Origin of the sequence: Lysobacter sp. CA199, from assembly GCF_052078715.1 — a bacterium.
Taxonomy (GTDB): Bacteria; Pseudomonadota; Gammaproteobacteria; order Xanthomonadales; family Xanthomonadaceae; genus Lysobacter.
In genome coordinates, this window is the sequence record NZ_JBQJIL010000021.1 from 19,838 (window position 1) to 44,078 (window position 24,241).

Consider the following 24,241-nt stretch of genomic DNA (forward strand, 5'->3'; position numbering starts at 1 on the left):
GCTTGGGCGAGAGGGCCGGGCCTGAAGGCCCGCCATAAAAGCGTATGCGGCGGTGGGGAGTTGCGGAAGCGGCTTGGCGTCCGACTGCCTTGGGCTGGGTTCGCGGCGACCGGATCGGAAGGCCTCGGGCCTGAAGGCCATCCCGCAAGATCCGGGCTTGAGCAGCAGTGCCTTCGCCTCCGCCGCTTTGGGAAGACCTTCGGGCCCGACGCCCTTCGGCCGCCGCCGCGTCCCGTCTGCGACCTTGGTACGGGTCGGCTGGACGCTCTGCCCGGCTGGGCTACACTCGACCGAATTCCGTCAAGGCCGTGCCGACGATCACATGCTGTCACTTCACGCCGCCCGGCATCGGGCGAACCGCAAACGGTCGGCCAACGGCTCGGCAAATCCCGGCACCGCCCCCAAGATCGGCCTGGCCATCGCCGGCGGCGGCCCGATCGGCGGCATGTACGAGTTGGGCGCCCTGCGCGCGCTCGACGAGGCGATCGAAGGCCTGGACCTGACCCGCCTGGACTGCTACGTCGGCGTCAGCAGCGGCGCCTTCCTCGCCGCCGGCCTGGCCAATCGCATGGACACCGCCGAGATGTGCCGGATCTTCATCACTGGCGACAGCGCCGACGTCGAGTTCCGGCCCGAGACCTTCATGCGCCCGGCGTTCCTGGAATACGCCAAGCGCGCGACCAGCTTTCCGCGCCTGGCCGCCGAATGGTGGCGCGAGCTGCTGTTCTCGCCGCTGGAAGCGCGCTGGTCGGACCTGATCACCCGCTTCGGCGGGCTGATTCCCAATGGCCTGTTCGACAACGCCCAGGTCGAGCGCTTCCTGCGCGAGGTGTTCACCCGCCGCGGCCGCAGCAACGATTTCCGCGAACTCGGCTCCAAGCTCTATGTCGTCGCGGTCGATATCGACAGCGGCGACGCGGTGCGTTTCGGCGGCGAGGATTGGAACGACGTGCCGATCTCGCAGGCGGTCCAGGCCAGCGCTGCGCTGCCGGGGCTGTATCCGCCGGTGCATATCCGCGGCCGCCACTTCGTCGATGGCGCGCTGCGCCGGACCATGCACGCTTCGGTCGTGCTCGAACGCGGCGTGGATCTGTTGATCGGGATCAATCCGCTGGTGCCGTTCAACCACAACCACGGCGGGGTGCCGGTGGCCGAGGACAACAGCCTGGCCGCAGGCGGTCTGCCGGCGGTGTTGTCGCAGACCTTCCGCACCCTGCTGCAATCGCGCATGCAGGTCGGGCTGGCGCGCTACGCCCAGCAGTACCCGGACATCGACCAACTGGTGTTCGAACCCAACGCCGAAGACCGCGAGCTGTTCTTCACCAACGCCTTCAGCTTCTCGGCGCGCCAGCGCATCTGCGAGATCGCCTACCGCAACACCCTGGCCGACCTGCGCCTGCGCGCCGACGCGCTGGCGCCGGTGTTGGCCGCGCACGGCCTGCGCCTGCGCGAAGAAGTGCTGGCCGATACCGAGCGCTCGATCCTCGACGGCATCGGCAAGCCGCAGCGCGACACCGAAACCACGGCGCGGCTGCGGCGGGCGCTGGATGATGTGGATCATCTGGTGGCTAAGGCGGCGCCGCGTGCGGTGAAGCGCGCGCCGCGTAGGCGTCAACAGGTGGGTTGAGGGCGGGCGGCCGAGTCCCGTCGCTCTTTCGAGATCGTCATTGACGTCTGTCTCTTTCCAGGTCGCCATTGACCTGTCTCTATTCCAGATCGTCATTCCTGCTAACCGATACTTCAGCGCCATCTCCCCAGGCCGTCATTCCCGCGAACGCGGGAATCCAGGGCCTTTCGTGCGAGAACGTTTGAAGTCACTGGATTCCCGCATTCGCGGGAATGACGGGCAAGGGTGACTTTCGTCGTTTTTGGCTTGTGGTTCCTGCGCGGCGACCTGGGGGCGCAAGTCCGTCTCTTCGAGTGACTTTCGTCGCACCTGGATCGGGGTACTGGCGCGGCGATCTGCGGATTCAACGCCGTCGCTTCGAGTGACTTTCGTCGCGCCTGGATTGGGGGCCTGACGCGACGATCTGCGGTTTCAACGCCGTCGCTTCGAGTGACTTTCGTCGCATCTGGATTGGGGGCCTGGCGCGGCGATCTGCGGATTCAACGCCGTCGCTTCGAGTGACTTTCGTCGCGCCTGGATTGGGGGCCTAGCGCGGCGATCTGCGGATTCAACGCCGTCGCTTCGAGTGACTTTCGTCGCGCCTGGATTGGGGGCCTGGCGCGGCGATCTGCGGATTCAACGCCGTCGCTTCGAGTGACTTTCGTCGCGCCTGGATTGGGGGCCTGGCGCGGCGATCTGCGGATTCAACGCCGGACAAACGGTTTACGCACTTGGGTGAGAGGACGTACTCCAAGTGTTGGTGTGAATACTCTAGACAGCGGGCCCATCTTGGGGGCACAGCACTAACACCAATCACAGGATGTCCATGGCCGCCAAGTTCAAGAAGACCGCGAAGAAGACCACCGGCAAGACCCAGTCCGCCGGCAAGGGCAGCGCGCAGGAGCAGGCCGAGCGCCTGTCCAAGACGTTGAGCGAATCCGCGTCGCAGATCTGGCTCGCCGGCGTCGGTGCGTTCGGCCGCGCCCAGGCCGAGGGCACCAAGCTGTTCGAAGGTCTGGTCAAGGAAGGTTTGAACCTGGAGCAGACCGCGCGCAAGTTCACCGGCGGTCAGGCCGGCGCGCTGCGCGACGTGGTCGAGTCCAAGGTCGGTCAGGCGCGCGAACGCGCGACCGATACCTGGGACCGTCTGGAAAAAGTCTTCGAAGAACGCGTGCAGCGCGCGCTGGTCAAGCTCGGCGTGCCGGGGCGCGACGATCTGACCGGCCTGAGCGAACGCGTCGATGCGCTGACCGCCGAACTGCGCCGCCAAGGCGGCGCGCCGGCCGCGCGCAAGACCGCCAAAGCCGCCAAGCCCGCCGCCGCCGCGCGCAAGCCCAAGGCCGCCAAGGCTCCGGCCAAGCCTGCCAAGGCCGCCAAGAAAGCAGTTCGCAAGTCGATCGCCCGTCCCAAGCCGCCGGTCGCACCGTAAGCGACCGCGGCAGTACAAGATCCGGTAGCACTCGACGTACACAATCCGCTTTATCCGCGCCGCGATGCGATCGCGGCGCGCCGTTTAAGCCCGCCAGTCCGCGCTTCCGTATGCTCCCCTCCCCTTACGGTTTCGGACTGGCGGGCTTTCTTATTGCTCCGCGCCGGTGACGCGCGCCGGCCGATGACCCCGCCCACTCCTGTTCGCCGCAGCGTTCCGCCCGCCTGGCGGCGGCAATCGGCGGCCTCGCGCCGACCTCCCGCACCCTGCGTCGCGGATTGAGCTGCGCGCCGAACGCGATGCCGTCATCGCTCAGGTTCGATGAGCCGGTTGCGCCAAAAAAGTCATTCACAGTGATGCCGATGCGACGTTCTAAGGACAACGGCGGATGAAAGACACACCCATTTCGAGAAATTCGTCGCACTTTTGATGAATTTCATGTGTCTGAAGCCGTATATCCTCAGCGTCTTTTATGGGCCTAGCGCTGCATGTCGAGCTTCTCCCTGTGGGCCGCCGCTGCCGTCGCCCTGACGATCGGTCTGGCGTCCACCGCCTACCTGTGGTCCTACCGCCGCCATCGCACTGAGGTCTCCACCGGCATCGCCGGCCTGGCCAAGATGCGCTGGCGCGAATTCGCGCGCCTGATCGTCGAGGCCCTGCGCGAGCGCGGGTTCGAGGCCGAATCGGTGGAGGAATCGCTGGCTCGCGGCACCCAGGCCGAGTTGCGCCTGGTCCGCGCCGGCAAGCCGTGGCTGCTGGCGTGCAAGCTCGGCGACGCCGACTACAAGGTCGCGGCCGCGACCGTGGCCGAGCTGGCCGACGCGGTGCGCTTCAACGGCGCCGCCGGCGGCCTGCTGGTCACCACCGGCCGCTTCGACACCCATTCCGAACGCGTCGCCGACGGCCTGGACCTGTACAGCGGCGAGACGCTGTGGGAGCTGGTCGAACCGCTGTTGCCGGCCTCGACCCGCCACGAAGTCATCGCCGCCGCGCAGAAGCGCAGCATCCAGACCATCGTCGCGGCCTGGGCCGCGGCGATCGTGCTGGCCCTGATCGTCGGTTTCGTGGTGCCCCATCTGGGTTCGCAGCCGGCCGCGGATCCGGCGCCTGCCGCGACCGAAGCGGTCGCCGACAGCGCCGCCGCCTCGGCGCCGGCGAGCGCGCTCGAGCCGGCGCCTGCCCCCGCATCCGTCCCGCCCGCCTCCGCCGCCCCGACGACGCCGGCTGCGACGCAATCCGCTCCAGCCAGCACCACGCCCGACGCACCGCCCTCGGGCAATGCCGCAGCCGACCGCGCCCAGGTGATCCGCACGATAGCGACGCTCGACGGAGTCGAACGCGCGCTGTGGTCGACCCCGTCGAATCTGCTGATCTACCGTCTGACCGACGCCAGCAAGGACGACGTCGACCGCATCTGTCAGGTGCTGGAACGCTACCCCGAACTGCGTTCCTCGCGCGTGCAGTTGCAGCCGCCGCCGGGCAACGCCGCGCGGGTGCGGTTCTTCCAGTGTCGGGCGTATTGATCCAACCAACGCGAAGTACGAAAGCGCCGTCGTAACCGAAGACCCGATGCCCAGGGCGTCGAGCGAGCGCCTACGCTGTAATCTGCGTCGTAGCCGCATTGTCGCGGTCGCAGCTTGCGCAGCTCCTACAGTCGGGTCGCCAGCCTGCGAAGCGAACTGATATCACGTGAAGCGAGGCCGGAGACGATCCGGCCTCGCTTCGTCTTTACCAGTGCACGCCCCGCATCAACGCCGCGAAGGCGATCTGCTCGTTGCTCGCGTGTTCCTCCTTGAGGCCCTTGCGGTCGCCCTTGGCGGCGGCCGAATCGGGGAACAGTTCGAACGCGGTGCTCATCACCACTTCGTAAGCCTTCGGCGCCAGCGCGTTGACCACCGAGGCGAAGATGCCCAGACGCGTGGCGATCCGGCTCGGCTTCTCGATGATGCCGCGGATCACCATGTCGGCGGCTTCGTCCGGGGTCAGGGTCGGGATACTGTCGTACATCTTGGTCGGCGCGATCATCGGCGTCTTCACCAACGGCATGTTGATCGTGGTGAAGCTGATGCCCTTGCCCGACAGCTCGCCCTGAGCGCAGCGGCTGAACGCGTCCAGCGCCGCTTTCGACGCCACATATGCCGAGAACCGCGGCGAATTGGCCAGCACGCCGATCGAGGAAATGTTGATGATGTGGCCCTTGCGGCGCTCGGTCATCTTAGGCATGAAGCCCATGATCAGGCGCAGGCTGCCGAAGTAGTTGAGCTGCATGGTCCGTTCGAAATCGTGGAAACGGTCGTAGCTGAGCTCGATCGAACGGCGGATCGAGCGGCCGGCGTTGTTGACCAGGATGTCGACGTGCCCATGCTCAGCCAGGATCTGCTTGACCAAGCGATCGCAGTCGGCCATGTCGGCCAGATCGGCGGTGTAGGCGAAGACCTTGCCGCCCTGCGCCTTCATCGCGTCGCGCGCCTTGAACAACTCGTTTTCGCCGCGCGCGACGATGATGGTGACCGCGCCGGCCGCGGCGACCTTTTCCGCGGTCGCAAGACCGATGCCCGAGGACCCGCCGGTGATCACCACGACCTTGTTGCGGACCTTGCCCTTGAGGGTGCGGTCGACGAACAGGTCCGGATCCAGATGCCGTTCCCAGTAATCCCACAGACGCCAGGCGTACGTGTCCAGATTCGGCACCTTGATCCCGCTGCCGCGCAGCGCGCGCTCGGTCTCGCGATTGTCGAACCGGGTCGGATAAGTGATGAACTTCATCACTTCCTTCGGGATCTTGAAATCGCGCAGCAGCATGCCGATGAAGCGCTTGACCGGCGGCAGATTGCTCACCGCGCCGCGGATACCGGCGGGCACGAAGGCGAACATGCGCGCGTCGATGCGCATGGTCATCTCCGGCGTGTGGCCGGCGCGGGCGAAGGTGTTGAGCACCTCGCCGACGCGCTGCGGCTCCGGATCGGTCAGGTGGAAGCAGTGTCCGTCGAGCTTGGGCTTATGCGCGATGTGATCCATCGCATCGACCACGTAGTCGACCGGGATGATGTTGATGCGCCCGCCTTCCAGGCCCAGCATCGGCATCCACGGCGGCAGCATTTCGCGCAGCTTCTTGAGGAAGGTGAAGAAGTAGTACGGGCCGTCGATCTTGTCCATCTCGCCGGTCTGCGAGTGGCCGACCACCATGCCCGGACGGTAGATGCGCCATTTGACCCGCTTCTCGTTGCGGACCAGGCCTTCGGAATCGTGCTTGGTGCGCAGATAGGGATCGTCCAGGCCCTCGGCCTCGTCGAACATGTCCTCGCGGAACACGCCCGAGTACAGGCCGGCGGCGGCGATCGAGCTGGTGTGGTGGAACACAAGATTAGAAGCCGGGCCGGCGCTGATCGCCGCGGCCAGATCCAGCGCATGCTGAGTGCCGTCGATGTTGGCCTCGCGCTGGGCGGCGGCGCTGGCGGTGAGGTCGTAGATCGCCGCCAGATGGAAGAAGTGCTTGATCTTGCCGCTCAACGCGCGCAACTGCGCGGCGGTGAGCCCGCACTTGGGCTGGGTCATGTCGCCTGCGACCGGGATCACACGTTTGAGATCCCAACCCATCTTCTTGGCGGTGGCATCGAACTTCTTTTGCGAATCCTTGCGCACCAGCACGTGGATCGTGCCCTTGCGTTTGAGCAAGTTGCTAACGAGAAAGCGACCGATGAAACCCGTCGCGCCGGTGACGAAATAGCTCATACCACTCTCCTGGATGGCCCCGTTCGGCCGCCGTTGCGGCGGCATGGCTCTTACGTTGCCAGAGCCCGGGCGCGGTAACAATTCTTTTCCGTATTGACCGCCTGTTGGGCGCGTGCTGTTATGCGGCCTCACCCTGGTGCCCAGGAGAGGCCGGCCGTGTCCCCAACAGACTCCGCGATTCAATCCGCTTTCGAACAAGCCGCGAAAGACATCCAAGCCCTGCCCGAGCGCCCGGACAACGACACCCTGCTGCGCCTGTACGCGCTGTACAAGCAGGGCGCCGAAGGCGACGTCAACGGCCCCAAGCCGGGTTTCTTCGATTTCGTCGGCACCGCCAAGTACGAGGCCTGGGAGAAGCTCAAGGGCACCGCCCAGGACGAGGCGAAGAAGAAATACGTCGACCTGGTCAAGAAACTGCGCGGCTGACGCCGCGCCCGACTCCTCCAACTCACGGCCGCCCGATGGCGAAACAGACCCGCCAGCGCATCCTCGATGCCGCGTTGACCATGTTCAACGCGCAGGGCGAGCCGAACGTCACCACCAACCATATCGCCGACGAGCTGGAGATCAGCCCCGGCAATCTGTACTACCACTTCCGCAACAAGGACGACATCATCGAGCAGTTGTTCGCGCGCTTCGAAGAGCGCATGGACATCGCGCTCGCCGCGCCGCAGGGCCGTCTGCCGGGGCTGGAGGACATCTGGCTGCAGTTGCACCTGGTGTTCGAATGCATCTGGGATTACCGCTTCTTGTACCGAGACCTGGTCGAGATCCTCAGCCGCAACCGCCGCCTGCGCATGCGCTTCGCGCGCATCCTCAAGCGCGCCGATGAACAGGCGCACCTGGTGATGCGCGGGTTGTCGCAGGCCGGGGTGATGCGGGCCTCCGGGGACGAATTGGCCGCGACCGCGACCAACGTCCTGGTCATCGCGACCTTCTGGCTCAACTACGCCGCGGCGCGCGGCGACAAGGACGAACACGCCGCGATCCGCGACGGCATCGTCCAGGTGATGATGCTGCTCTCGCCGTTCCTGCGCGATGCCGAACGGTTGCACCTGAACACGCTGGTCCGGGCTTATCTGGACTGATCCGGCCGCGCCCTGCATAACTCAGCCGCATCGTCCGGGACAGTTGTCACTGCGCCTGGGGCCACACGCGGGCACACACTGCGCAGAACGCGACGGCGCAACGCCGTCGCTTGGCAACATGGACGCGGCCGGTTCAGGCCTTGCGTGCGCGACGCGCGGCCGGCTTGCGCGCGGTGCGACGTGCGACAGGCTTGTTGGCCGCCGGCTTGCGCGACTTGCGCTGCGCGCGCGGCTTGTGAGCGCTCTTCAGGCCCAGCTTGTCCAACACCGGTGCCAGGCGCGCCTCGACGTCGGCGCTGAACTTGACCACTTTCGGCTCGACCTGATCGCGCATGGTCTCGATCCCGCCGCGCACGTTGCTGCGCGCGTCCGAAGCCAGATCGCGCACGCGCTGCTGCAGGGCTTCGACCCGACCGGCCGCGCGACCGGCGCCGGAGAGCGCCTCGCGGCGCGCGATCACGGCCAGGCCCAGGCCGGCCAGCCAGAGGTGACGCAGCGTGGTTTCGTTCGCCGCGACCTGCTTCTTGCGTTTCACACCTGCCATCGTTTGCTCCGCCGACCGCCCGGAGTGGGCGGTTCCACCAGCGCACTGTGGCCGCGGCCCATCGAGCAATCACACTAGCCGCTTCAGTCGCCGCACAGCCGCGCCCTCTTGCCAGCGCCCCCGTCGCGGCGGGATGCTGCCCTCCCGATGATCCGCTCGACAAGGACCGCTGATGGCCGCCAAATCCGCCTGGGCCGCTTTTCCCCACGACGCCAAGGGCTACGCCTACGCCGGCGACGCTCTCAAGAAAGCCTGGCCCAAGCTGCATGCCGGCGATGCAGAACCCTTTCCCGACGCCAAGCACGCCGCCGCGCTGATCAAGGCCGCCGGCAAGTCCGCGCCCAAGGGGCAAGATGCCGAAGCTCTCGCCACGGCCTTGCAGGACGCCTGGCGCGCGTTCCATCGCGGCGATTTCAAAGCCGCCTTCGACGCCGGCCAGGCCTTGGGGCCGATCGGCGCGTCAGTCGCGGTGAAAGCGCTGGGCATCCATGCGACCTACCTGGTCGACGACCAAGCCGAGCAACTCAAGCGTTACGAGCAGGCCGCCAAGATCGCCGAAACCGCGGTCGCGGCGCTGCCCGATGAAGCTAACAGCCACTACCGCCACGCCTTCGCGCTGGGCCGTTACAGCCAGGGTCTGAGCATCGCCAAGGCGCTCAAGGCCGGCATCGCCGGCAAGGTGCGCGGCGCGCTGGATACGACCTTGGAGCTGGAGCCCAAGCACGCCGAGGCGCACACCGCGATGGCGCTGTACCACGCCGAGATCATCAACAAGATCGGCGGCATGATCGGCGGCCTGACCTATGGCGCGAAAGCCGCTGATGCCGAAAAACACATCAAGACCGCGCTCAAGCTGACTCCCGATTCGCCGATCGCGCATATCGAGCATGGCAACGTGCTGATCCTGCTGCACGGCGACAAGCAGGAAGACGCCGCCGCGGCCGCGTACGAAAAAGCCGCCAAGCTCAAGCCGCTCGATGCGATGGAAGCCTTGGACGCCAACTATGCAAAGGAGCAGTTGGAGTAAGCGCGGGCCATCCAGGCCGCTGGATCGTTCGCACGAACCGGGCTGCCGAGTCCGCGACAGGGCGAGCCCGCATACACGCGAACCGTCGCTGCGTTTGGACAGGCGGCCAGTGGCCGGCGCGGAAACGAGGTCTGAACACCGGTCGGGGCGCGGGGGATTTGCTGTTTGAGCCCGCCCAGGCGCTCGTGGAATCCACGCTCCCCGGGCCCGAAACGGCGAAACCCCACCCGCCGCCGGGCGCGCGCTCCCGATTCATCCGGAGACTTGTCAGTTGCGCAAAGCCCCATTAAACTCTGCGGCCCGATTCGACATCGGGCGGTTAGCTCAGCGGTAGAGCATCGCCTTCACACGGCGAGGGTCGCAGGTTCGAACCCTGCACCGCCCACCAGTTACATGGAAAGGCCGGCGCAAGCCGGCTTTTTTCGTTTGCGGCGGGCGCGATCCGGACGCGCCGCGGCACCGTCCGACGCCGACCGCCCCGTTTCATCGGCGTGAGCTCGACGCGCGCTCGTCCACCCCGCTGCAGCCGCGGCGATCCGCCTGGAGGCTTGCGATGACCGACGCCCATTCGGCCCCGACCCGGTTCTACCACAACCCGCGCTGCTCCAAATCGCGCGCGACGCTGGAGCTGCTGCGCGAGCGCGGCCTGCAACCGGTGATCGTCGCGTATCTGGATTCGCCGCCGGACGAGGCCGAATTGCGCGCCCTGCTCGGCCTGCTGGGCGTCTTCGCGCGTGAGCTGTTGCGCAGCGGCGAGGACGAATACGCGGCGCTGGGTTTGGACGACACCTCGCTCGACGAGTCCGTCCTGATCGCGGCGATGCTCGCGCACCCGCGCCTGATGGAACGGCCGATCTTCGTTCACGGTGGACGCGCGGTGATCGGGCGGCCGCCGGAGCGCGTGCTCGAACTGCTCCAGCAAGCAGCCTAACTCTCCGCGGGCCCCTGTAGGAGCAGCGCGAGCCGCGACTGCGGCACAGCAAAGATTGCGCAAGCTCCACCGCAGCCGCAGCCGCAGCCGCAGCCGCAGCCACGCGGTCGCGGCTCGCGCCGCTCCTACAGTCGGATGGCGTGTGTTCGGTCGGGCCATGTGGATCGGCTTTCCATACCCGCACGCGATCAAATCGACTTGCTGGCCCGCATCGCGAGCACCTTGTCCGGCGCCTTGAACGAATCGCTGCGCGCGCCGGCCCAGAACGACTGGAACACCGCGTGCGCCGGGATCTTGCCGATCAGTTCGCCGGGGCTGAGGAAGTTGTAGAGCGCGCCGAGCGAACGCACCTCGGTCGGCGAGACCCGGCGCAGGATGTGTTCGGGCCCGATCTCGGCCGGATGGGTCAGCCCGGCCGCGCACAACAGATCGCGCAAGGCCTTGAGCGTGTTGTCGTGGAAGTGGAACACACGGGTGGATTTGTCCGGCACGTCGAGCTTGCTCCAACGGCTGGGGTCCTGGGTGGCCACGCCGGTCGGGCAACGGTCGGTATGGCAGCTCTGCGCCTGGATGCAGCCCAGCGCGAACATGTAGCCGCGCGCGGCGTTGCACCAGTCCGCGCCCATCGCCAAGGTGCGCGCGATGTCGAAGGCGCTGGTGACGCGCCCGGCCGCGCCGATCCGGATCTTGTCGCGCAACTCCAGGCCGACCAGGGTGTTGTGCACCAGCATCAGTGCTTCGTGCATCGGCACGCCGACGTGATCGATGAACTCCGCCGGCGCCGCGCCGGTGCCGCCCTCGGCGCCGTCGACGACGATGAAATCCGGCAGCACGCCGGTTTCCTGCATCGCCTTGGCGATGCCGAACCACTCCCAGGGATGGCCGATGGCGAGCTTGAAGCCGGTCGGTTTGCCGCCCGACAGCTCGCGCAATCGGGCGACGAAATGCAGCAGTCCCTGCGGCGAATCGAAGGCGGTGTGCGCGGCCGGCGAAACGCAGTCGTGGCCCATCGGCACGCCGCGGGTGGCCGAGATCTCGGCGCTGACCTTGGCCGCCGGCAGCACCCCGCCGTGGCCGGGCTTGGCGCCTTGCGAGAGCTTGATCTCGATCATCTTGACCTGGGCGTCGCGGGCATTGGCGAGGAAGCGTTCCTCGCTGAACAAACCCTGCTCATCGCGGCAACCAAAGTAGCCCGAGCCGATCTCCCAGACCAGATCGCCGCCGTTTTCGCGGTGATACGGCGAGATCGAGCCCTCGCCTGTGTCGTGATAGAAGTTGCCGAGCTTGGCGCCCTTGTTCAAGGCACGGATCGCGTTGGCCGACAGCGATCCGAAGCTCATCGCCGAGATGTTGAACACGCTGGCCGAATACGGATGGGCGGTGTTCTCGCCGATGACGATGCGGAAGTCGTGCGGAATATGCGCGGTCGGCGCCAGCGAATGGTTGATCCATTCGTAATCCAGACTGTAGACGTCCTGCTGGCTGCCGAAGGGGCGCACGTCGTTGACCGACTTGGAGCGCTGATAGACCAGCGCGCGCTGCTGCCGCGAGAACGGCACCTCGGCGGTATCGGCCTCGATGAAGTATTGGCGCATCTCCGGGCCGATCGACTCCAGCCCGTAGCGGAAGTGCGCCAACACCGGATAGTTGCGGCGCAAGGTGCTGCGGGTCTGCAGCAGATCGACCGTGCCCAGGATCGCGACGGAGCCGAACCCGGCCACGCCCCACAGCCAGTCGGTGTGGTGGGCGAACACCAGCACCACGGAAATCACGGTCAACAGCAGGCTGGCGAGGTAAGCGGCATAGCGCATGGCGATCGGATGGGTTCACGAGCTGAGCCCGAGCATACCCTTGAGCGGGTGGATTGGCTGTACGACGGCGGGCGGAAGGCGCGCGCCGGTCGCCGCGCGACCACAGGACTTTTGTGGGAGGGCCTTCAGGCCCGACTGCAGCAAGGTCGCCGCATAGCCGCACCGAGGCCTGCGGCAGTCGGGTCTGAAGCCCCCCACAAAAGTTTCCGTCGCTTGCGCAGTCGCCGCGGATCACGCTAGGCAAGGCGCCCCCTACAGCCGCGCATCCACCTCAGCGCGCGGATACAGGCTCTTGATGTCGTACAACAAGGCCCCGGGCTTGCCGTAGGCGCGCGCGCCGGCGGCGCCGAGCGTGCGGAATTGCTCGTGCGACACCGCAACCACGATGGCGTCGTAGGCGCCGGCCTCGGGCCGGTCGACCATGTTCACGCCGTATTCGCGCCGCGCCTCTTCGGCGTGCGCCCACGGGTCGTGGATGTCGACCACGGCGCGATACTCGCCGAATTCCTGCGCCAGATCGATCACCCGCGTATTGCGCAAGTCCGCGCAATTTTCCTTGAAGGTGATGCCCAGGATCAGGATCCGCGAACCGGCCACGGTGATGCCGCGCTGGATCATGCGCTTGACCACGTCGGCCGCCACGAAGCCGCCCATCGCGTCGTTGATGCGCCGGCACGCCAGCAGGATATCGGGGTAGTAACCGGCGCTCTGCGCTTTCTGGATCAGATAGTACGGGTCCACGCCGATGCAGTGCCCGCCGACCAGGCCCGGACGGAACGGCAGGAAGTTCCACTTGGTTCCCGCCGCTTCCAGTACCTCGGTGGTGTCGATGCCGAGTTTCTGGAAGATCAGCGCGAACTCGTTGACCAAGGCGATGTTGGCGTCGCGCTGGGTGTTCTCGATGACCTTGGCCGCCTCGGCCACGCGCAGGCTGGAGGCCTTGTGGGTGCCGGCGGGAATGATGCTGCGGTACAAGGCATCGACCCGGTCGGCGGTGTCGGGATTGGAACCGGACGTCACTTTCGGAATATCCACCAGCCGTCGCTTGCGATCGCCCGGATTGATCCGCTCGGGGCTGTAGCCGACGAAAAAATCCACGTTGCAACGCAAACCCGAGTTGCGCTCGAGTTCGGGAATGCAGATTTCCTCGGTCGCGCCGGGGTACACCGTGGACTCGTAGATCACCGTGTCGCCGGACTTGAGCAAGCCGGCCAGCGCGCGGCTGGCGTCGATCAGCGGAGTGAAGTCGGGACGCTTGTGCTCGTCGATCGGCGTGGGCACGGTGATCACGTACACGTCGCGGTCGACCAAGTCCTCCAGGCTGGCGCTGAAACGCAAGCGGGTCGCGGCGGCGATCTCCTCGGCGGCGTTCTCGCGATGATGATCCTCGCCGGCGCTGAGCTGGGCCACGCGCACCGCGTTGATGTCGTAGCCGACCGTGTCGTAGCGCTTGCCGAATTCCAGCGCCAGCGGCAGGCCGACATAGCCCAGGCCGATCACGCCGATGCGCGCCTGAGCGATGCTGTTGTGGTGCTGTGTCATGCCTGGCCTTGATGTCGGGATCGGGCGCCGCGGCGACGCGGTCCCATCTTGCCTGGATTCTAGAGAGCCGCCTCGCGCACTGGCAAATCAGCGCGGCGCGTTCGATGAACCGATCGGCCGGCCTGCGTACAGCTGCACGGCTGCGGCAAACACCGTTCAAGCGATCCCGGCGCCGGATCAGGCGGCCTGCATCGAGGGCTCGGCGATCAGTTCGAACACCGCGGCCACCGGCAGAAAATAGCGCTCCGCTTCGCTGTCGCGGTCGGTTTCCAAGGCCACGATGCGGTCCTCGCGGTATTCGATAACGATCCAACTGCCGTCGGCGCACCATTCCCAGACCGACAGGCCGCCGCCGGGATTGAGGTAATGCCAATCGCCGTCGAGCTCGGACACGCCGTCCCAGATCGCATTCGACAAGGATTGATTCGCGACGAAATCGGCCCAGCCGCCCGGCGGCGTCCATCGGGTCCTGCGCGGCGGCGCGTGCTGCTGGCTCATCTCAATCCTCCGCCACCATCACCGCATTGCGCCCGCCCTGCTTGGCGCGATACAGCGCGGCATCGGCGTGGCGCATCCACATCGCCGCGCTGATGGTCTTCGGGCCGGTGCAGGCCAGGCCGATGCTCACCGTGCAACGCAACGCGGGCGCATCCTCGAAACGCGCATCCTCGACCGACCGGCGCACGCGCTCGGCGATCGTCACCGCGTCGTCGCGGCCGGTGTCCATCAGGATCAAGGCGAATTCGTCGCCGCCGATACGGCTGGCGGTGTCGGTCATGCGGGTGACCGCGTGCAAGTTATCGGCGACCCGGCGCAGCACCGCATCGCCGATCAGGTGGCCGTGGTAGTCGTTGATCTCCTTGAACCGGTCCACGTCGATCAAGACCAAGGCCGCGCTCTTGGCGCTGCGCGCGCAGTGGGTCATGGTCGCGGTCGCCGAGTCGTCCCAGTGCAGGCGGTTCTGCAGTCCGGTCAGCGGATCGGTGCGGCTGATGTGGGCCAGTTGCTTGTTCTGACGCACCACTTTGCGCGCCAGGCCATAGGCCGCGCTGCTGATCGCCAGCGGATAGACGAACATGAAAGGCAGGCTGGCCAGAATCACCGGCATCGAGCTGTAGGGCGAGAACGGGAACCCCAGAATCGTCCACACCAACAGGCAGGCGATCGCCTGGATCAGCGCGGTGCGCACGAAGAAGCGCCAGCCGCCGACGCCGATCTTGTCGGCCGACAGCATCACCGCCAGCAGCGCGCTAGGCACCACGTCGAAATGCATGACCGCGATCCACACGCCGCCCATGGCCGAATCGATGGCCAGATTGCGGTACTCGGCGAATTCCGGATCGCGGCTGCGCGACGCCAGCAGATAGGCCAGCGGCGGCCACAGATAGCCGTTGAAGAACAAGATCGCCCAGACCCACGGCGAGGCGTCGTCTTCGTACAGCACGCCGGCGACGGCGAAGAATCCGACGCCCAGGCCCAGGGTGCGCATCTGGTAGATGCGGCGCACGAAGCGCTGGTGTTCGCTCGCGCGAGCCGGGTCCAACGGGCGGTCGGTGGTTTCCGTCACGCGCACTCCCCGCGGACTGAAGGTGCCGGTGCCGCAGGGGTTTGCGGCGAGTTCCGCATACCCTGCGCGCTCGCGGGCCGATGCGCAATCGCGATGCCTCGTCGGGCTTGCGGCCGCCGTATCGAGGTCGCGGCCGGACCGCCCCATGGCGTTCGGCCCGGCCTCGGCTGGGTCGCGATCGCCCTCGCCACGGCCCGAGCGCCGCGCAGATCGGCCGCAACGGCGCAACCGCAATGTGCCTGCGACGTCCAACGGTGCGTGACATCACTAATTCACATGGTTTTTGTGTCCTTCAGTCGCAACAAACGCACCGACACGGCGCCTAAATTGGAACCGGACTCTCCAGACGGCAAGCACTTCACAGCGCCGAACGGCGCAGCGCCGCTCGCGAGGGCCCGCCCATTCCGCCGCGCTCAGCGGCCACCATCGAGAGGGCTTCGCCGATGTCGCACTCTTCCATGCACTCCGCTTTCGGGCATTCCCCGCGGGCATACCGTCCGCTCGCCATCGCCACCGCCATCGCCACCGCGACTGTGCTCGCCGCCGTATGCGCCGCGCCGGCCACCGCTGGCGTGGTCAACGCCAACGGTCTGCAAGCCGCCGGCCAGTACGATCAGTTCATCGTCAAATATCGCAGCGGCAGCCGTGCGCGCGTGGATGCGGCGAGTCTGAACGCCGCTTTGAACCGCGCGGCCAGCGCCCTGCCCGCCGCCGGCCAGCCGCGCCTGGGCTTGGCGCATCTGCGCCGCATGTCGCTGGGCGCCGATGTGATCCGCGCCGATCGCGGCCTGGACCGGCTCGACGCGCTGGCGCTGATGAAGCGCATCGCCGCTCACCCCGACGTGGAATACGTCGAACCCGACCTGCCGATGCGCACTCAACTCACGCCCAACGACAGCCGCTACAACGAGCAATGGCATTACGCCGACAGCGCGGCCGGCATCAACGGCCCCAGCGCCTGGGATCAGGCGAGCGGCGCCGGCGCGGTGGTGGCGGTGGTCGACAGCGGCTACCTCAGCCACACCGATCTCAACGCCAACCTGCTGCCCGGCTACGACTTCGTGACTTCGGTGAACGGTTTGGGCTTCGCCTGCCTGTTGGCCGGACTGCCGTTCAATTGCGGCGGCGGCGGCGACGGCAACGGCCGCGACAACAACGCCACCGACTCGTCCAACGTCAAGCACGGCACCCATGTCGCCGGCACCATCGCCGCGGTCACCAACAACAACCTCGGCGTGGCCGGGGTAGCGCGCGACGCCAAGATCGTGCCGGTGCGCGTGCTCGGCAACAGCGGCGTGGGCAATACCTCCGACATCGCCGACGGAATCGTGTGGGCCTCCGGCGGCAGCGTCAGCGGTATTCCGGCCAATGCCAATCCGGCCGACGTGATCAATCTGTCGCTCGGCGGCGCCCAGCCGTGCAGCCAGACCCTGACCTATCGCGACGCGATCAACGCCGCGACCAACAACGGCGCGATCGTGGTGGTGGCCGCCGGCAACAGCAACACCGACGTGTCCGGCTTCACCCCGGCCAGTTGCCCGAACACCATCACCGTCGCCGCCAGCGATATCAACGGCAACCGCGCGTGGTACTCCAACTATGGCACCGGTATCGACATCACCGCGCCGGGCGGCGAAACCTGCTCGCCGGCCGCCGAGTTCCTGGCCCTGGGCGAATCGACCAGCGGCAAGTGCACGCAGACCCACACCGAACGCGGCGTGCTGTCCACGGTCGACGCCAACGGCTACGCCTTCTACCAAGGCACCTCGATGGCCGCGCCGCACGTGGCCGGCGTGGTCGCGTTGATCAAGTCGGTGAGCCCGACGCTGACCACCGCCCAGGTGCAGACGATTCTGACCAGCACCGCGCGGCCGATCGTCAGCGCCAAATGCCCCGGCGGATGCGGCCCGGGCCTGATCGACGCCAATGCGGCGGTGACCGCGGCGCAGGGTCCGTAAGCCCTGATTGGGCAAAGCCCGCGACCCCGGTGGCGCCGCGGTCGCGGGCGGCGTGCAAACAGCGTCGATCGGTTTCGCAGGACCGATGCGACGGCGCTCGCATTGCCGAAATTCAAACCTTGGCTTTACGTACAGCTAACACAACGGTCGGGCACCATTTAGGCACAGGGGGTTCCCGTAGCGGAGCCAGAGCGATGACGACCACCTTGCAGGGCCGCCCCACTCCCTCCACGCCCGGACTGAGTTACTGGGCCATCCATTATCGCGATGCCGAGTTCTACCGCGACGGATTGCACTTCAGCGATTACGCGCCGGCGTTCTACGTCGGGATCGCCGCGCACCTGGAACATCCGGATCGGGACTTCGACGATCCGCAACTGGGCCTGTCCGAACGTTACCAGCGCATCCGCCTGGGTTCGGCGCTGAGCTGGGAACAGGCCGAACACGCCGCACGTTCGGCCTGGGAGCGCGCGCGCAGCAATGCCCAAGTCGCGCGGCTGCATTTCCAGCGTCGCGTGGCCGAACTGGTCGCGCGGGCCTGAAGTCCGCAACGCGCGCATCCGCCTGCGTGACGGATGCGCGCGACATCGGCCGGATCGCCCTGCCCATGCCGTCTTCGCCCTTTTACGACGAACAGCGTCTGCGCGAGTTCTTCGCCGGCTACGAGCGCGGCGCCAACACCTTCGAGACCGAACTGGTCACGAGTGCCTTCGCCGAACAGCATGCGCGAGGCCGGACTGATCGATGCGCAGGGGCGGCCTTGAGCGCCGCGGCGATGGCTCGCGCGATCAGCTGGTAAATTCGACCAAGGTGTGGTCCTCGCCGGCCAAGGCGTCGTCGATGATCGCTGCGATGGTGTTCCAGTCGCCTCCGGCCAAGCCCGCGCCGATCAGCGGATAGCCGATCCGCAAGCCGTGGAATTCCCGCGCGATGGCGCGCATCGCTCGGCCGATCGCGTCGTAATCGGCGAGCACGCCCTCGCCGCGCCAATGCCACTGGGTGTAAGCGTTGACGACCACGAACGAACGACCGTTCTCGCTCACCCTGACCTGACTGTAGGTGCCGAGCTTGATGCGATCGCCTTTGGCGGTGCCCAGATCGGCGCGGTATGCCTGCGGAAAGCGACGTTTGATGCTCAAAGCGATGCCCTTACCCATTTGGCACTGGCAATTGCAACCGTGCACGATCGCATCGAAATGTCCTTGCGCCGCGAGTTCCAGCAGGTCGCCTCGGACGGTCTTCATGGTCTTCCTTGAAGGAAGGTGGCCGTTGAACGAATCCGGCGCGGACGCCGCGCCGATCGCAGTGCAGTCCGGTCGTTCACAGTTTGAAGCGGCCCCCGTCCACCCGCAGGATCTCGCCGGTGACGTAGGGCGCATCGCGCAAGTACAACACCGCATCGACCACGTCCTCGACCGAACCCATCCGGCCGAGCACGGTGCGCGCGGCGATCGCGTCTTCCTGTTCGGCGCGTTCGGCCGGATCGCGCACCGACGGCAGCACCGTGCCCGGCGCCACCGCGTTGACTCGGCACGGGGCCAGCTCGGCGGCCAAGGCGCGGACCATGCCCGCGCCCGCGGCGCGACTGACCTGATAGGCGCCGTGGCCAGCGAAGGAACGGTCCAGGTAGGTATCGAGCAGCATCACCACCGAATTCAGCCGATGCCGCGCGTGCAGGCTCACCACCAACTCCCACGGCGCCAGCAGATTGACCCGCAGATGGCGCTGCAGCCGCTCGCGTTCTTCCTCGATCCGCTCCGCGCCGACGTCGGCCGCACCGAGCGCGCCCCAGGCGTAGCCGCGTTCGAACAACGAGGCGCTGAGCACCACATCGGTGATCGGCGCCTGCGGCAACGCCGGCAGCGGCTGGTTCATGTCCCAGCACCATTCCAGCACCGGCGCCGAATACGGTTCCGCCGTGGCCTCGACGCTACGCCGGTGCGCGACCACGGTTTCGCCGCGGCGCAGGCAGGCCTCGGCGATGGCGCGACCGATCCGGCGCGAGGCGCCGGTGACCAAGGTGACAGCTTGCGACATCAGCCGGTCTCCCGTTGCGTGGCGTTGGCGATGCGATCGGCCGCTTCGCGCAGGTAACGCTGCACGAAGGCGGCGCTGGCGAAACAGTAGAAACCGGTCGCGTTGTGTTCCGGACGAAAGCCACGTTGTTGCGCGATCGCGGCCAGTCCGTCCTGCAGCGCCGGCAGCGGCAATTGGCGCAAGCCGTGGAACAGGTAAGGCCGGCCCGGGTCGTAACGCGCCTGCCAACGCAGCGCGCCGTCGATGCGGCCGATCAGGTCGATGTCCAGCGGCACCGGCATCTGTCGGCGCGGATCGCGCTCGCGGCCGAACTCGGCCTCCAATTGCTTGAATCGGCGTTCCAGCGCGGCTTCGGCCGGCGCCGCGCGCCACTCCAGCGCCAACAGCAAATTGACCGTGGCGCCGCCGCGATACGGACGGTGCCGGTCGCCATACAACTCCGACACGCCGCGCACGGAGTCGGCGCCGGCGTCGACGGCCAACAACGCCGCGGCTTCGAGCAGATTCTCGACCCGCGCCCCGTCGCTCGCGCCCAGGCAGATCAGCGCGGTCCAGCTCATGCGCGGCGCATCCGCGCGCTGCGGCGAAGACGACGGCTCGGCGGATGGATTTCCATGGTCTTGCGCTCCCAATTGCGCGCGCCCGGTCCCGGCGGGCCGCGGCGCTTGAATGACGCGCGATCGCGGCGGACGGCCGCGATCGCTCCGCCTGCATTCTAGCCATCAATCCGGGACTTCTCCCGGCCGCCGCCGCGACGGCGCGGACCGGTTTGCGCACGCCCTCAGGGCACCGGGTACGGCATGTCCTCGAAGCGCTGGGGATGATAGCCCTTGATCCCGACCTGATGGGCCAGCTCGCTGCGGAAATCCAGGCCCGCGCGCAGGCAGTCGAGCACATGGCCGAAACCGAAACGCGGTTCCCATTGCAGATCGCGCCGCGCCGCCTGATTCACGTAGACCCGATCCAACTGCGGCAACAGCGTCCAGCCCTTGGCCGCGTACAACTCGCGGCAGTGCGGGAACAGGCGTTCGACCACCGCGGCCGCGTCGCGGCTGAGTTCGGCCAGGTGCTCGGGCGCGAACGGGGTGGTCGCCGAGACGATGTAGCGGCCGAACCCGAGCGCGGGCGCGCGCTCGATCGCGCACAGATGGGCCTGGACCACATCGTCGATATCGGCGCGGCGGTACAGCAGTTCGTTGGCCTGCAGGTTGGCCGAGTCGAAACGGCTGCGCGCCTCGGCGTTGTCGTCGTCTTCGGGAAAGAAGCGCGAGGTGCGCAGCACCAGCACCGGCAGGCGGTGCCTGTGGTGAAACAGCTCGCACATGCCTTCGGCGGCGATCTTGGTGGTGCCGTAGATGTTCTTGGGAATCGGCGTCACCTGCTCGGTGATCCAGGTCGCCGGATCGCCGGGATGCGGGGTGAGGGCCGCGCCGAAAGCGCTGGTGGTGCTGGTGAAGATGAACGACTCCACGCCCTGCGCCAGCGCCGCTTCCAGCAACGCCAGGGTACCGGCGATGTTGGTGTCGACGAACTGCTGATAGCTGTGGGTGGCCACATGCGGTTTGTGCAGCGTGGCCGAGTGGATCACGCAGCGCACGCCGCGCATCGCCTCGGCGACGAAATCGCGATCGGCGATGGAGCCGACTTGGTCGGTGAACGCCGAAGGCTTGATGTCCAGCCCGCGCGCGGGCCGCGATTGCGCGCGCAGGCGGCGCATCAGGCCTTCGCCGAGGTGGCCGGCGCTGCCGGTGACGAGGATGGTCATAACGCAGAGCTCGCGACGGGTACGGAAACGGGCGCGCCACGCGGTCGAGCCGCGCCGGCGCCAACAGGGTCGAGCTTCAGGGTACAAGCCCGCGCCGGCGGCGGCCATGTACAGCTGTCATGACCGTTCGGTCGTGTGGATCGACGACGCGGCGATCGAGCGTTCGCTCGACGGCGCGCCCCTCATCGCGGGATGCGATCGACCTCGTCGACGAGCTCAGGCCCACGCGCTGCTCGTGGCGATCGCGCCCACGGTCATCACAGCGACGGTTCCGTGCGCTCAGGCTTCGACCGATATCCGCGGCGGCGGCGGATCGCATCCGGCGACGGCCGGCGTGGACGGCCGGCGTGCTTGGCTGCTCCGGCGAGGAAACCGGCGCGAGCGACGGGGCCGCCGCCTCGCGCGCGGTCGCGACGATCTCCTGGGCCAAGCGCTCGGGATCGTCGATCTGCGACAACCGCACGGCCAGGCGGTCGTATCCAAGCGAACGCGGGTGATCGTTCATGGCGGCGCAAGGGTCCGATGCGCGACGGACGGCGCGCGACCCGCACAGCCTGCGCCGGCGCATGTAAGCCCGATGTCGGAATCGTGTCGGGCCTGCATCCGGCCGTTCAGGCCGATCCGTCCCGGCCCCGCCGCCGGGACACGGGCCGCCGGCGCCGCGCCGACCGGCGGCGGGACGCTGTCAAACATAGGTCATACATAGGCCATACGATCGCGCCAGCATAAGGAGATCCACAGATGAGGAAGATCCTCGGCCCCGCTCTGGCGGTGGTGTTGCTGGCCGGCGTCGTCGTCGGCATCGTGTTGTCCTTCAGCGGCAAGCGCGCCAGCGACCGCGCCTCGGCCGCCGCCGATCAAGCCCAGGCCGCCGCCGCGAACCGCATCACCGTGCGCGTGCTCACCGGTTCGGAAAAGCTCGAATTCCTGCGCGATCCCGAACTGGCCCAGGCCCTGCTCGCAGACGACATCGTGCTGGAAGTGCAGAAAGCCGGCTCGCGCGAAATCGCCACCCGCCCCGACCTCAAGACCTTCGACGCCGCCTACCCCGCCGGCGCCGCGGCGGCGCGCAAGATCGCCGCCGCGACCGGTTCGCGCCGCGTGTTCAACAGCTACTACACGCCGATGACCGTGGCCAGTTGGAAACCGCTGCTGCCGACCCTGCAGGCCAACGGCATCGTCGGCAAGCAAGGCAATGCCTACTTCATCGTCGACATGCGCAAGCTGGTCGCGTTGATGGAACAAGGCATTCGCTGGAAGGACCTGCAACCCAACCCGAACTACGCGGTCGGCAAATCGGTGCTGATCACCAGCACCGACGTGCGCACCAGCAACTCGGCGGCGATGTATCTGGCGCTGGCCAGCTACCTGGCCAACGGCGACGACGTGGTCGCCAACGAGGCCGGCGCCGACCAGATCGCCGATCGCCTAGTGCACTTGTTCTCCAAGCAGGGTTATCAGGAATCGAGTTCGTCCGGTCCGTTCGAGGACTACGTGACGATGAAGATGGGCAAGTCGCCGCTGGTGATGATCTACGAGCAGCAGTTCCTGGAATACGCGTTCAAGCACAACAGCGTGGACCCGGACATGGTGCTGCTGTACCCGCAGCCGACCGTGTTGACCAAGCACACAATAGTTGCTCTCAATGATAAAGGCGCGCGCTTCGCCGAAGCCTTCGAACGCAATCCCAAGGTGCGGGCGATCGCCGCGCGCTACGGTCTGCGCGGCCCCGACAACGCGGCGCTGTTCGCCGACGCCGCCAAGCGCGGCATCGAGGTTCCGCAAACGCTGGTCGACGTCGTCGACCCGCCGACCTACGACATCCTCGAACGCATGATCAGCCGCATCGAAACCCAACTCGGCCACTGAAGAGTGTGCTCATAAAGGAATGACCTCATGAACAGCGACGTCAAGCAAGAACCGCAAGCGCAGACGCTGGCCGAACCGGTCGCGCCGCTCACCCTGGAAATGCCCGAACCGGAGATCGCAGTGCGCGAGCCCGATCAGGCCGCGGCGATGATTCCGTTCAAGGACGAAACCCGCGGCCAGGTGCTCACCCAGGCCGACCAGTTCATCGCCGATCTGCTGGCGCTGGACCCACATTCGGAAGATTTCCGCGGCCGCGTCGACAGCGCGTTCCGCCTGGGCCGCAAGGAGATCGGCGACAGCACGTTGCTTACCAACAAGTTCCTCGACAAGAACTTCGTCTCCGACGCCGACAGCCCCGCGTTCAAGGTCATGAGCCAGATGCGGACCTTGTTCGAAGACCTCAATCCGGCCAATGAAGGCGATCTGTTCAGCGCCTACAAGATCCTCGGCCTGATTCCGTTCGGCAACAAACTGCGCGCCTATCTGCAGCGCTTCGACTCGGCGGGCGAATCGATCCGCAAGACCATCGACAATCTGTACGGCGTGCAGGACGAGCTGGCGCGCGACGATCAGGCGCTGTACGCGACCATGCAGAAACTGCTCGAAGCCATGACCCGGCTCAAGGCCGCCGACGTGTTCGCCGAACAGCTCGACACCCGGCTCACCACGGCGTTGGACTCGCTCAAGAGCACCGACCCGACCCGGGCCAAGGCGGTCGAACAGGAAGTGCTGTTCTACGTGCGCCAGGCCAGCGTCGACATCAAGACCCAGATCCTGGTCTGCATCAACGGCTACAAGATGCTCGAAGGCCTGCGCAAGACCGGGCGCGAGCTGCGCAACGGTTGCGACCGCATGGCCACCATCGGCATGTCCAGCCTGTCGATCGCCGCGACCTTGGCGCGCGCGCAGGGCTATCAGATCCAGGTGATGGACGCGCTGAAATCCAGTTCGAAGGCGATCGAAGGCCTGATCACCTCGACCTCGACCCAGTTCGGCCAGCACGTCGACCGCGTCGCCGAGTTCCAGTCCAATCCGCTGATCGGCGTGCAGACCTTGCAGAACGCCTTCGACACCACCTTCGCCGCGCTCGACCGCATGGACGAGTTCCGCAGCAAGGCGATCGCTTCGATGGGCACCAACATCGAACAGCTGCGCGGCCTGATCGCCACCGGCGAGGCGCGCATGAACCGCGAACGCGAGGCGATCGCGGCAGTCAAGCACGCCGTGCCGGCGGTGAGCGGCCCGGTGGCGCTGTAAGCCGCGCGCCGATGGCGATCCGCTCCCACCTTCTTCACCTCGTCTCTCCGGCCCAGGCCGGAACCGCCACAGGATGGC

Annotated in this window: 23 protein-coding genes and 1 tRNA gene; 13 read left to right on the forward strand and 11 right to left on the reverse strand. The window is 67.0% G+C overall.

Features of this window, described 5'->3' with window-relative positions:
- The first annotated feature begins 322 nt into the window (after positions 1 to 322).
- The 3 genes from ACTOWJ_RS28470 to ACTOWJ_RS28480 all read left to right on the forward strand — a co-directional run bounded on the left by ACTOWJ_RS28470 (position 323) and on the right by ACTOWJ_RS28480 (position 4,558).
- Entirely contained in the window at positions 323 to 1,627 is a 1,305-nt protein-coding gene (locus ACTOWJ_RS28470) for a patatin-like phospholipase family protein (protein WP_441338015.1), read from the forward strand.
- Between the two features lie 805 nt (positions 1,628 to 2,432).
- Positions 2,433 to 3,035, forward strand: a complete 603-nt coding sequence (locus ACTOWJ_RS28475) for a phasin family protein (protein WP_441338016.1) — start codon at positions 2,433 to 2,435, stop codon at positions 3,033 to 3,035.
- A gap of 488 nt (positions 3,036 to 3,523) precedes the next feature.
- Complete coding sequence (locus ACTOWJ_RS28480; RefSeq protein WP_441338017.1) at positions 3,524 to 4,558, forward strand: restriction endonuclease; 1,035 nt, start codon at positions 3,524 to 3,526, stop codon at positions 4,556 to 4,558.
- Between the two features lie 205 nt (positions 4,559 to 4,763).
- On the opposite strand, the gene ACTOWJ_RS28485 is transcribed toward ACTOWJ_RS28480, so the two are convergent.
- Complete coding sequence (locus ACTOWJ_RS28485; protein WP_441338018.1) at positions 4,764 to 6,767, reverse strand: SDR family oxidoreductase; 2,004 nt, start codon at positions 6,765 to 6,767, stop codon at positions 4,764 to 4,766.
- 156 nt (positions 6,768 to 6,923) lie between these two features.
- On the opposite strand from ACTOWJ_RS28485, the gene ACTOWJ_RS28490 reads away from it, so the two are divergent.
- The gene (locus ACTOWJ_RS28490; protein ID WP_441338019.1) at positions 6,924 to 7,193 is read left to right on the forward strand and encodes an acyl-CoA-binding protein; all 270 of its coding nucleotides are present in this window, start codon (positions 6,924 to 6,926) and stop codon (positions 7,191 to 7,193) included.
- A gap of 35 nt (positions 7,194 to 7,228) precedes the next feature.
- The gene (locus tag ACTOWJ_RS28495; RefSeq protein WP_441338020.1) at positions 7,229 to 7,855 is read left to right on the forward strand and encodes a TetR/AcrR family transcriptional regulator; all 627 of its coding nucleotides are present in this window, start codon (positions 7,229 to 7,231) and stop codon (positions 7,853 to 7,855) included.
- 133 nt (positions 7,856 to 7,988) lie between these two features.
- Here the strand turns inward: ACTOWJ_RS28495 and ACTOWJ_RS28500 are convergent, their stop codons facing one another.
- The gene (locus ACTOWJ_RS28500) at positions 7,989 to 8,390 is read right to left on the reverse strand and encodes a hypothetical protein (RefSeq protein ID WP_441338021.1); all 402 of its coding nucleotides are present in this window, start codon (positions 8,388 to 8,390) and stop codon (positions 7,989 to 7,991) included.
- A 181-nt stretch (positions 8,391 to 8,571) separates the two neighbouring features.
- Between ACTOWJ_RS28500 and ACTOWJ_RS28505 the strand changes: the two genes are divergently transcribed.
- The 3 genes from ACTOWJ_RS28505 to arsC all read left to right on the forward strand — a co-directional run bounded on the left by ACTOWJ_RS28505 (position 8,572) and on the right by arsC (position 10,357).
- Complete coding sequence (locus ACTOWJ_RS28505) at positions 8,572 to 9,426, forward strand: hypothetical protein (protein ID WP_441338022.1); 855 nt, start codon at positions 8,572 to 8,574, stop codon at positions 9,424 to 9,426.
- Positions 9,427 to 9,739: 313 nt separating this feature from the next.
- Positions 9,740 to 9,814, forward strand: a tRNA-Val gene (locus tag ACTOWJ_RS28510).
- Between the two features lie 165 nt (positions 9,815 to 9,979).
- Complete coding sequence (gene arsC / locus ACTOWJ_RS28515; protein WP_441338023.1) at positions 9,980 to 10,357, forward strand: arsenate reductase (glutaredoxin); 378 nt, start codon at positions 9,980 to 9,982, stop codon at positions 10,355 to 10,357.
- Between the two features lie 188 nt (positions 10,358 to 10,545).
- Here arsC and ACTOWJ_RS28520 read toward each other — a convergent pair whose 3' ends face one another.
- The 4 genes from ACTOWJ_RS28520 to ACTOWJ_RS28535 all read right to left on the reverse strand — a co-directional run bounded on the left by ACTOWJ_RS28520 (position 10,546) and on the right by ACTOWJ_RS28535 (position 15,277).
- Positions 10,546 to 12,168: an FMN-binding glutamate synthase family protein gene (locus ACTOWJ_RS28520; RefSeq protein WP_441338024.1), complete on the reverse strand. Its 1,623-nt coding sequence runs from the start codon at positions 12,166 to 12,168 to the stop codon at positions 10,546 to 10,548.
- 252 nt (positions 12,169 to 12,420) lie between these two features.
- Positions 12,421 to 13,710, reverse strand: coding sequence for a nucleotide sugar dehydrogenase (locus ACTOWJ_RS28525; protein ID WP_441338025.1), 1,290 nt, complete (start codon positions 13,708 to 13,710; stop codon positions 12,421 to 12,423).
- A gap of 177 nt (positions 13,711 to 13,887) precedes the next feature.
- Complete coding sequence (locus ACTOWJ_RS28530) at positions 13,888 to 14,208, reverse strand: hypothetical protein (protein ID WP_441338026.1); 321 nt, start codon at positions 14,206 to 14,208, stop codon at positions 13,888 to 13,890.
- A gap of 1 nt (position 14,209) precedes the next feature.
- Positions 14,210 to 15,277, reverse strand: coding sequence for a diguanylate cyclase (locus ACTOWJ_RS28535; RefSeq protein WP_441338027.1), 1,068 nt, complete (start codon positions 15,275 to 15,277; stop codon positions 14,210 to 14,212).
- Positions 15,278 to 15,735: 458 nt separating this feature from the next.
- On the opposite strand from ACTOWJ_RS28535, the gene ACTOWJ_RS28540 reads away from it, so the two are divergent.
- The 3 genes from ACTOWJ_RS28540 to ACTOWJ_RS28550 all read left to right on the forward strand — a co-directional run bounded on the left by ACTOWJ_RS28540 (position 15,736) and on the right by ACTOWJ_RS28550 (position 18,034).
- Positions 15,736 to 17,235, forward strand: a complete 1,500-nt coding sequence (locus ACTOWJ_RS28540; protein WP_441338028.1) for a S8 family serine peptidase — start codon at positions 15,736 to 15,738, stop codon at positions 17,233 to 17,235.
- 194 nt (positions 17,236 to 17,429) lie between these two features.
- Positions 17,430 to 17,777 carry a hypothetical protein gene (locus ACTOWJ_RS28545; RefSeq protein ID WP_441338029.1) on the forward strand — a complete coding sequence of 116 codons (348 nt, stop codon included), beginning with the start codon at positions 17,430 to 17,432 and terminating at the stop codon, positions 17,775 to 17,777.
- Between the two features lie 65 nt (positions 17,778 to 17,842).
- Positions 17,843 to 18,034 (forward strand): hypothetical protein, encoded by a 192-nt coding sequence (locus ACTOWJ_RS28550; RefSeq protein ID WP_441338030.1) that lies wholly within the window; start codon positions 17,843 to 17,845, stop codon positions 18,032 to 18,034.
- Here the strand turns inward: ACTOWJ_RS28550 and ACTOWJ_RS28555 are convergent.
- From ACTOWJ_RS28555 to ACTOWJ_RS28575, 5 genes are all read right to left on the reverse strand, one after another.
- Positions 18,024 to 18,479 (reverse strand): macro domain-containing protein, encoded by a 456-nt coding sequence (locus ACTOWJ_RS28555; RefSeq protein ID WP_441338031.1) that lies wholly within the window; start codon positions 18,477 to 18,479, stop codon positions 18,024 to 18,026. The genes ACTOWJ_RS28550 and ACTOWJ_RS28555 overlap by 11 nt on opposite strands.
- A 76-nt stretch (positions 18,480 to 18,555) precedes the next feature.
- The gene (locus ACTOWJ_RS28560; protein ID WP_441338032.1) at positions 18,556 to 19,272 is read right to left on the reverse strand and encodes an SDR family oxidoreductase; all 717 of its coding nucleotides are present in this window, start codon (positions 19,270 to 19,272) and stop codon (positions 18,556 to 18,558) included.
- Positions 19,272 to 19,832 carry a 2-amino-4-hydroxy-6-hydroxymethyldihydropteridine diphosphokinase gene (locus ACTOWJ_RS28565; protein WP_441338033.1) on the reverse strand — a complete coding sequence of 187 codons (561 nt, stop codon included), beginning with the start codon at positions 19,830 to 19,832 and terminating at the stop codon, positions 19,272 to 19,274. The genes ACTOWJ_RS28560 and ACTOWJ_RS28565 overlap by 1 nt, the downstream gene beginning before the upstream one ends.
- 221 nt (positions 19,833 to 20,053) lie before the next feature.
- Positions 20,054 to 21,037, reverse strand: a complete 984-nt coding sequence (locus ACTOWJ_RS28570) for an NAD-dependent epimerase/dehydratase family protein (protein WP_441338034.1) — start codon at positions 21,035 to 21,037, stop codon at positions 20,054 to 20,056.
- A gap of 76 nt (positions 21,038 to 21,113) precedes the next feature.
- Entirely contained in the window at positions 21,114 to 21,542 is a 429-nt protein-coding gene (locus ACTOWJ_RS28575) for a hypothetical protein (RefSeq protein WP_441338035.1), read from the reverse strand.
- A gap of 236 nt (positions 21,543 to 21,778) precedes the next feature.
- Here ACTOWJ_RS28575 and ACTOWJ_RS28580 point away from each other — a divergent pair, with 236 nt between their 5' ends.
- Together ACTOWJ_RS28580 and ACTOWJ_RS28585 are read left to right on the forward strand one after the other, a co-directional pair.
- Positions 21,779 to 22,906 carry a hypothetical protein gene (locus ACTOWJ_RS28580; RefSeq protein ID WP_441338036.1) on the forward strand — a complete coding sequence of 376 codons (1,128 nt, stop codon included), beginning with the start codon at positions 21,779 to 21,781 and terminating at the stop codon, positions 22,904 to 22,906.
- Between the two features lie 27 nt (positions 22,907 to 22,933).
- Positions 22,934 to 24,163, forward strand: a complete 1,230-nt coding sequence (locus ACTOWJ_RS28585) for a toxic anion resistance protein (RefSeq protein ID WP_441338037.1) — start codon at positions 22,934 to 22,936, stop codon at positions 24,161 to 24,163.
- The last annotated feature ends 78 nt before the right edge of the window (positions 24,164 to 24,241 follow it).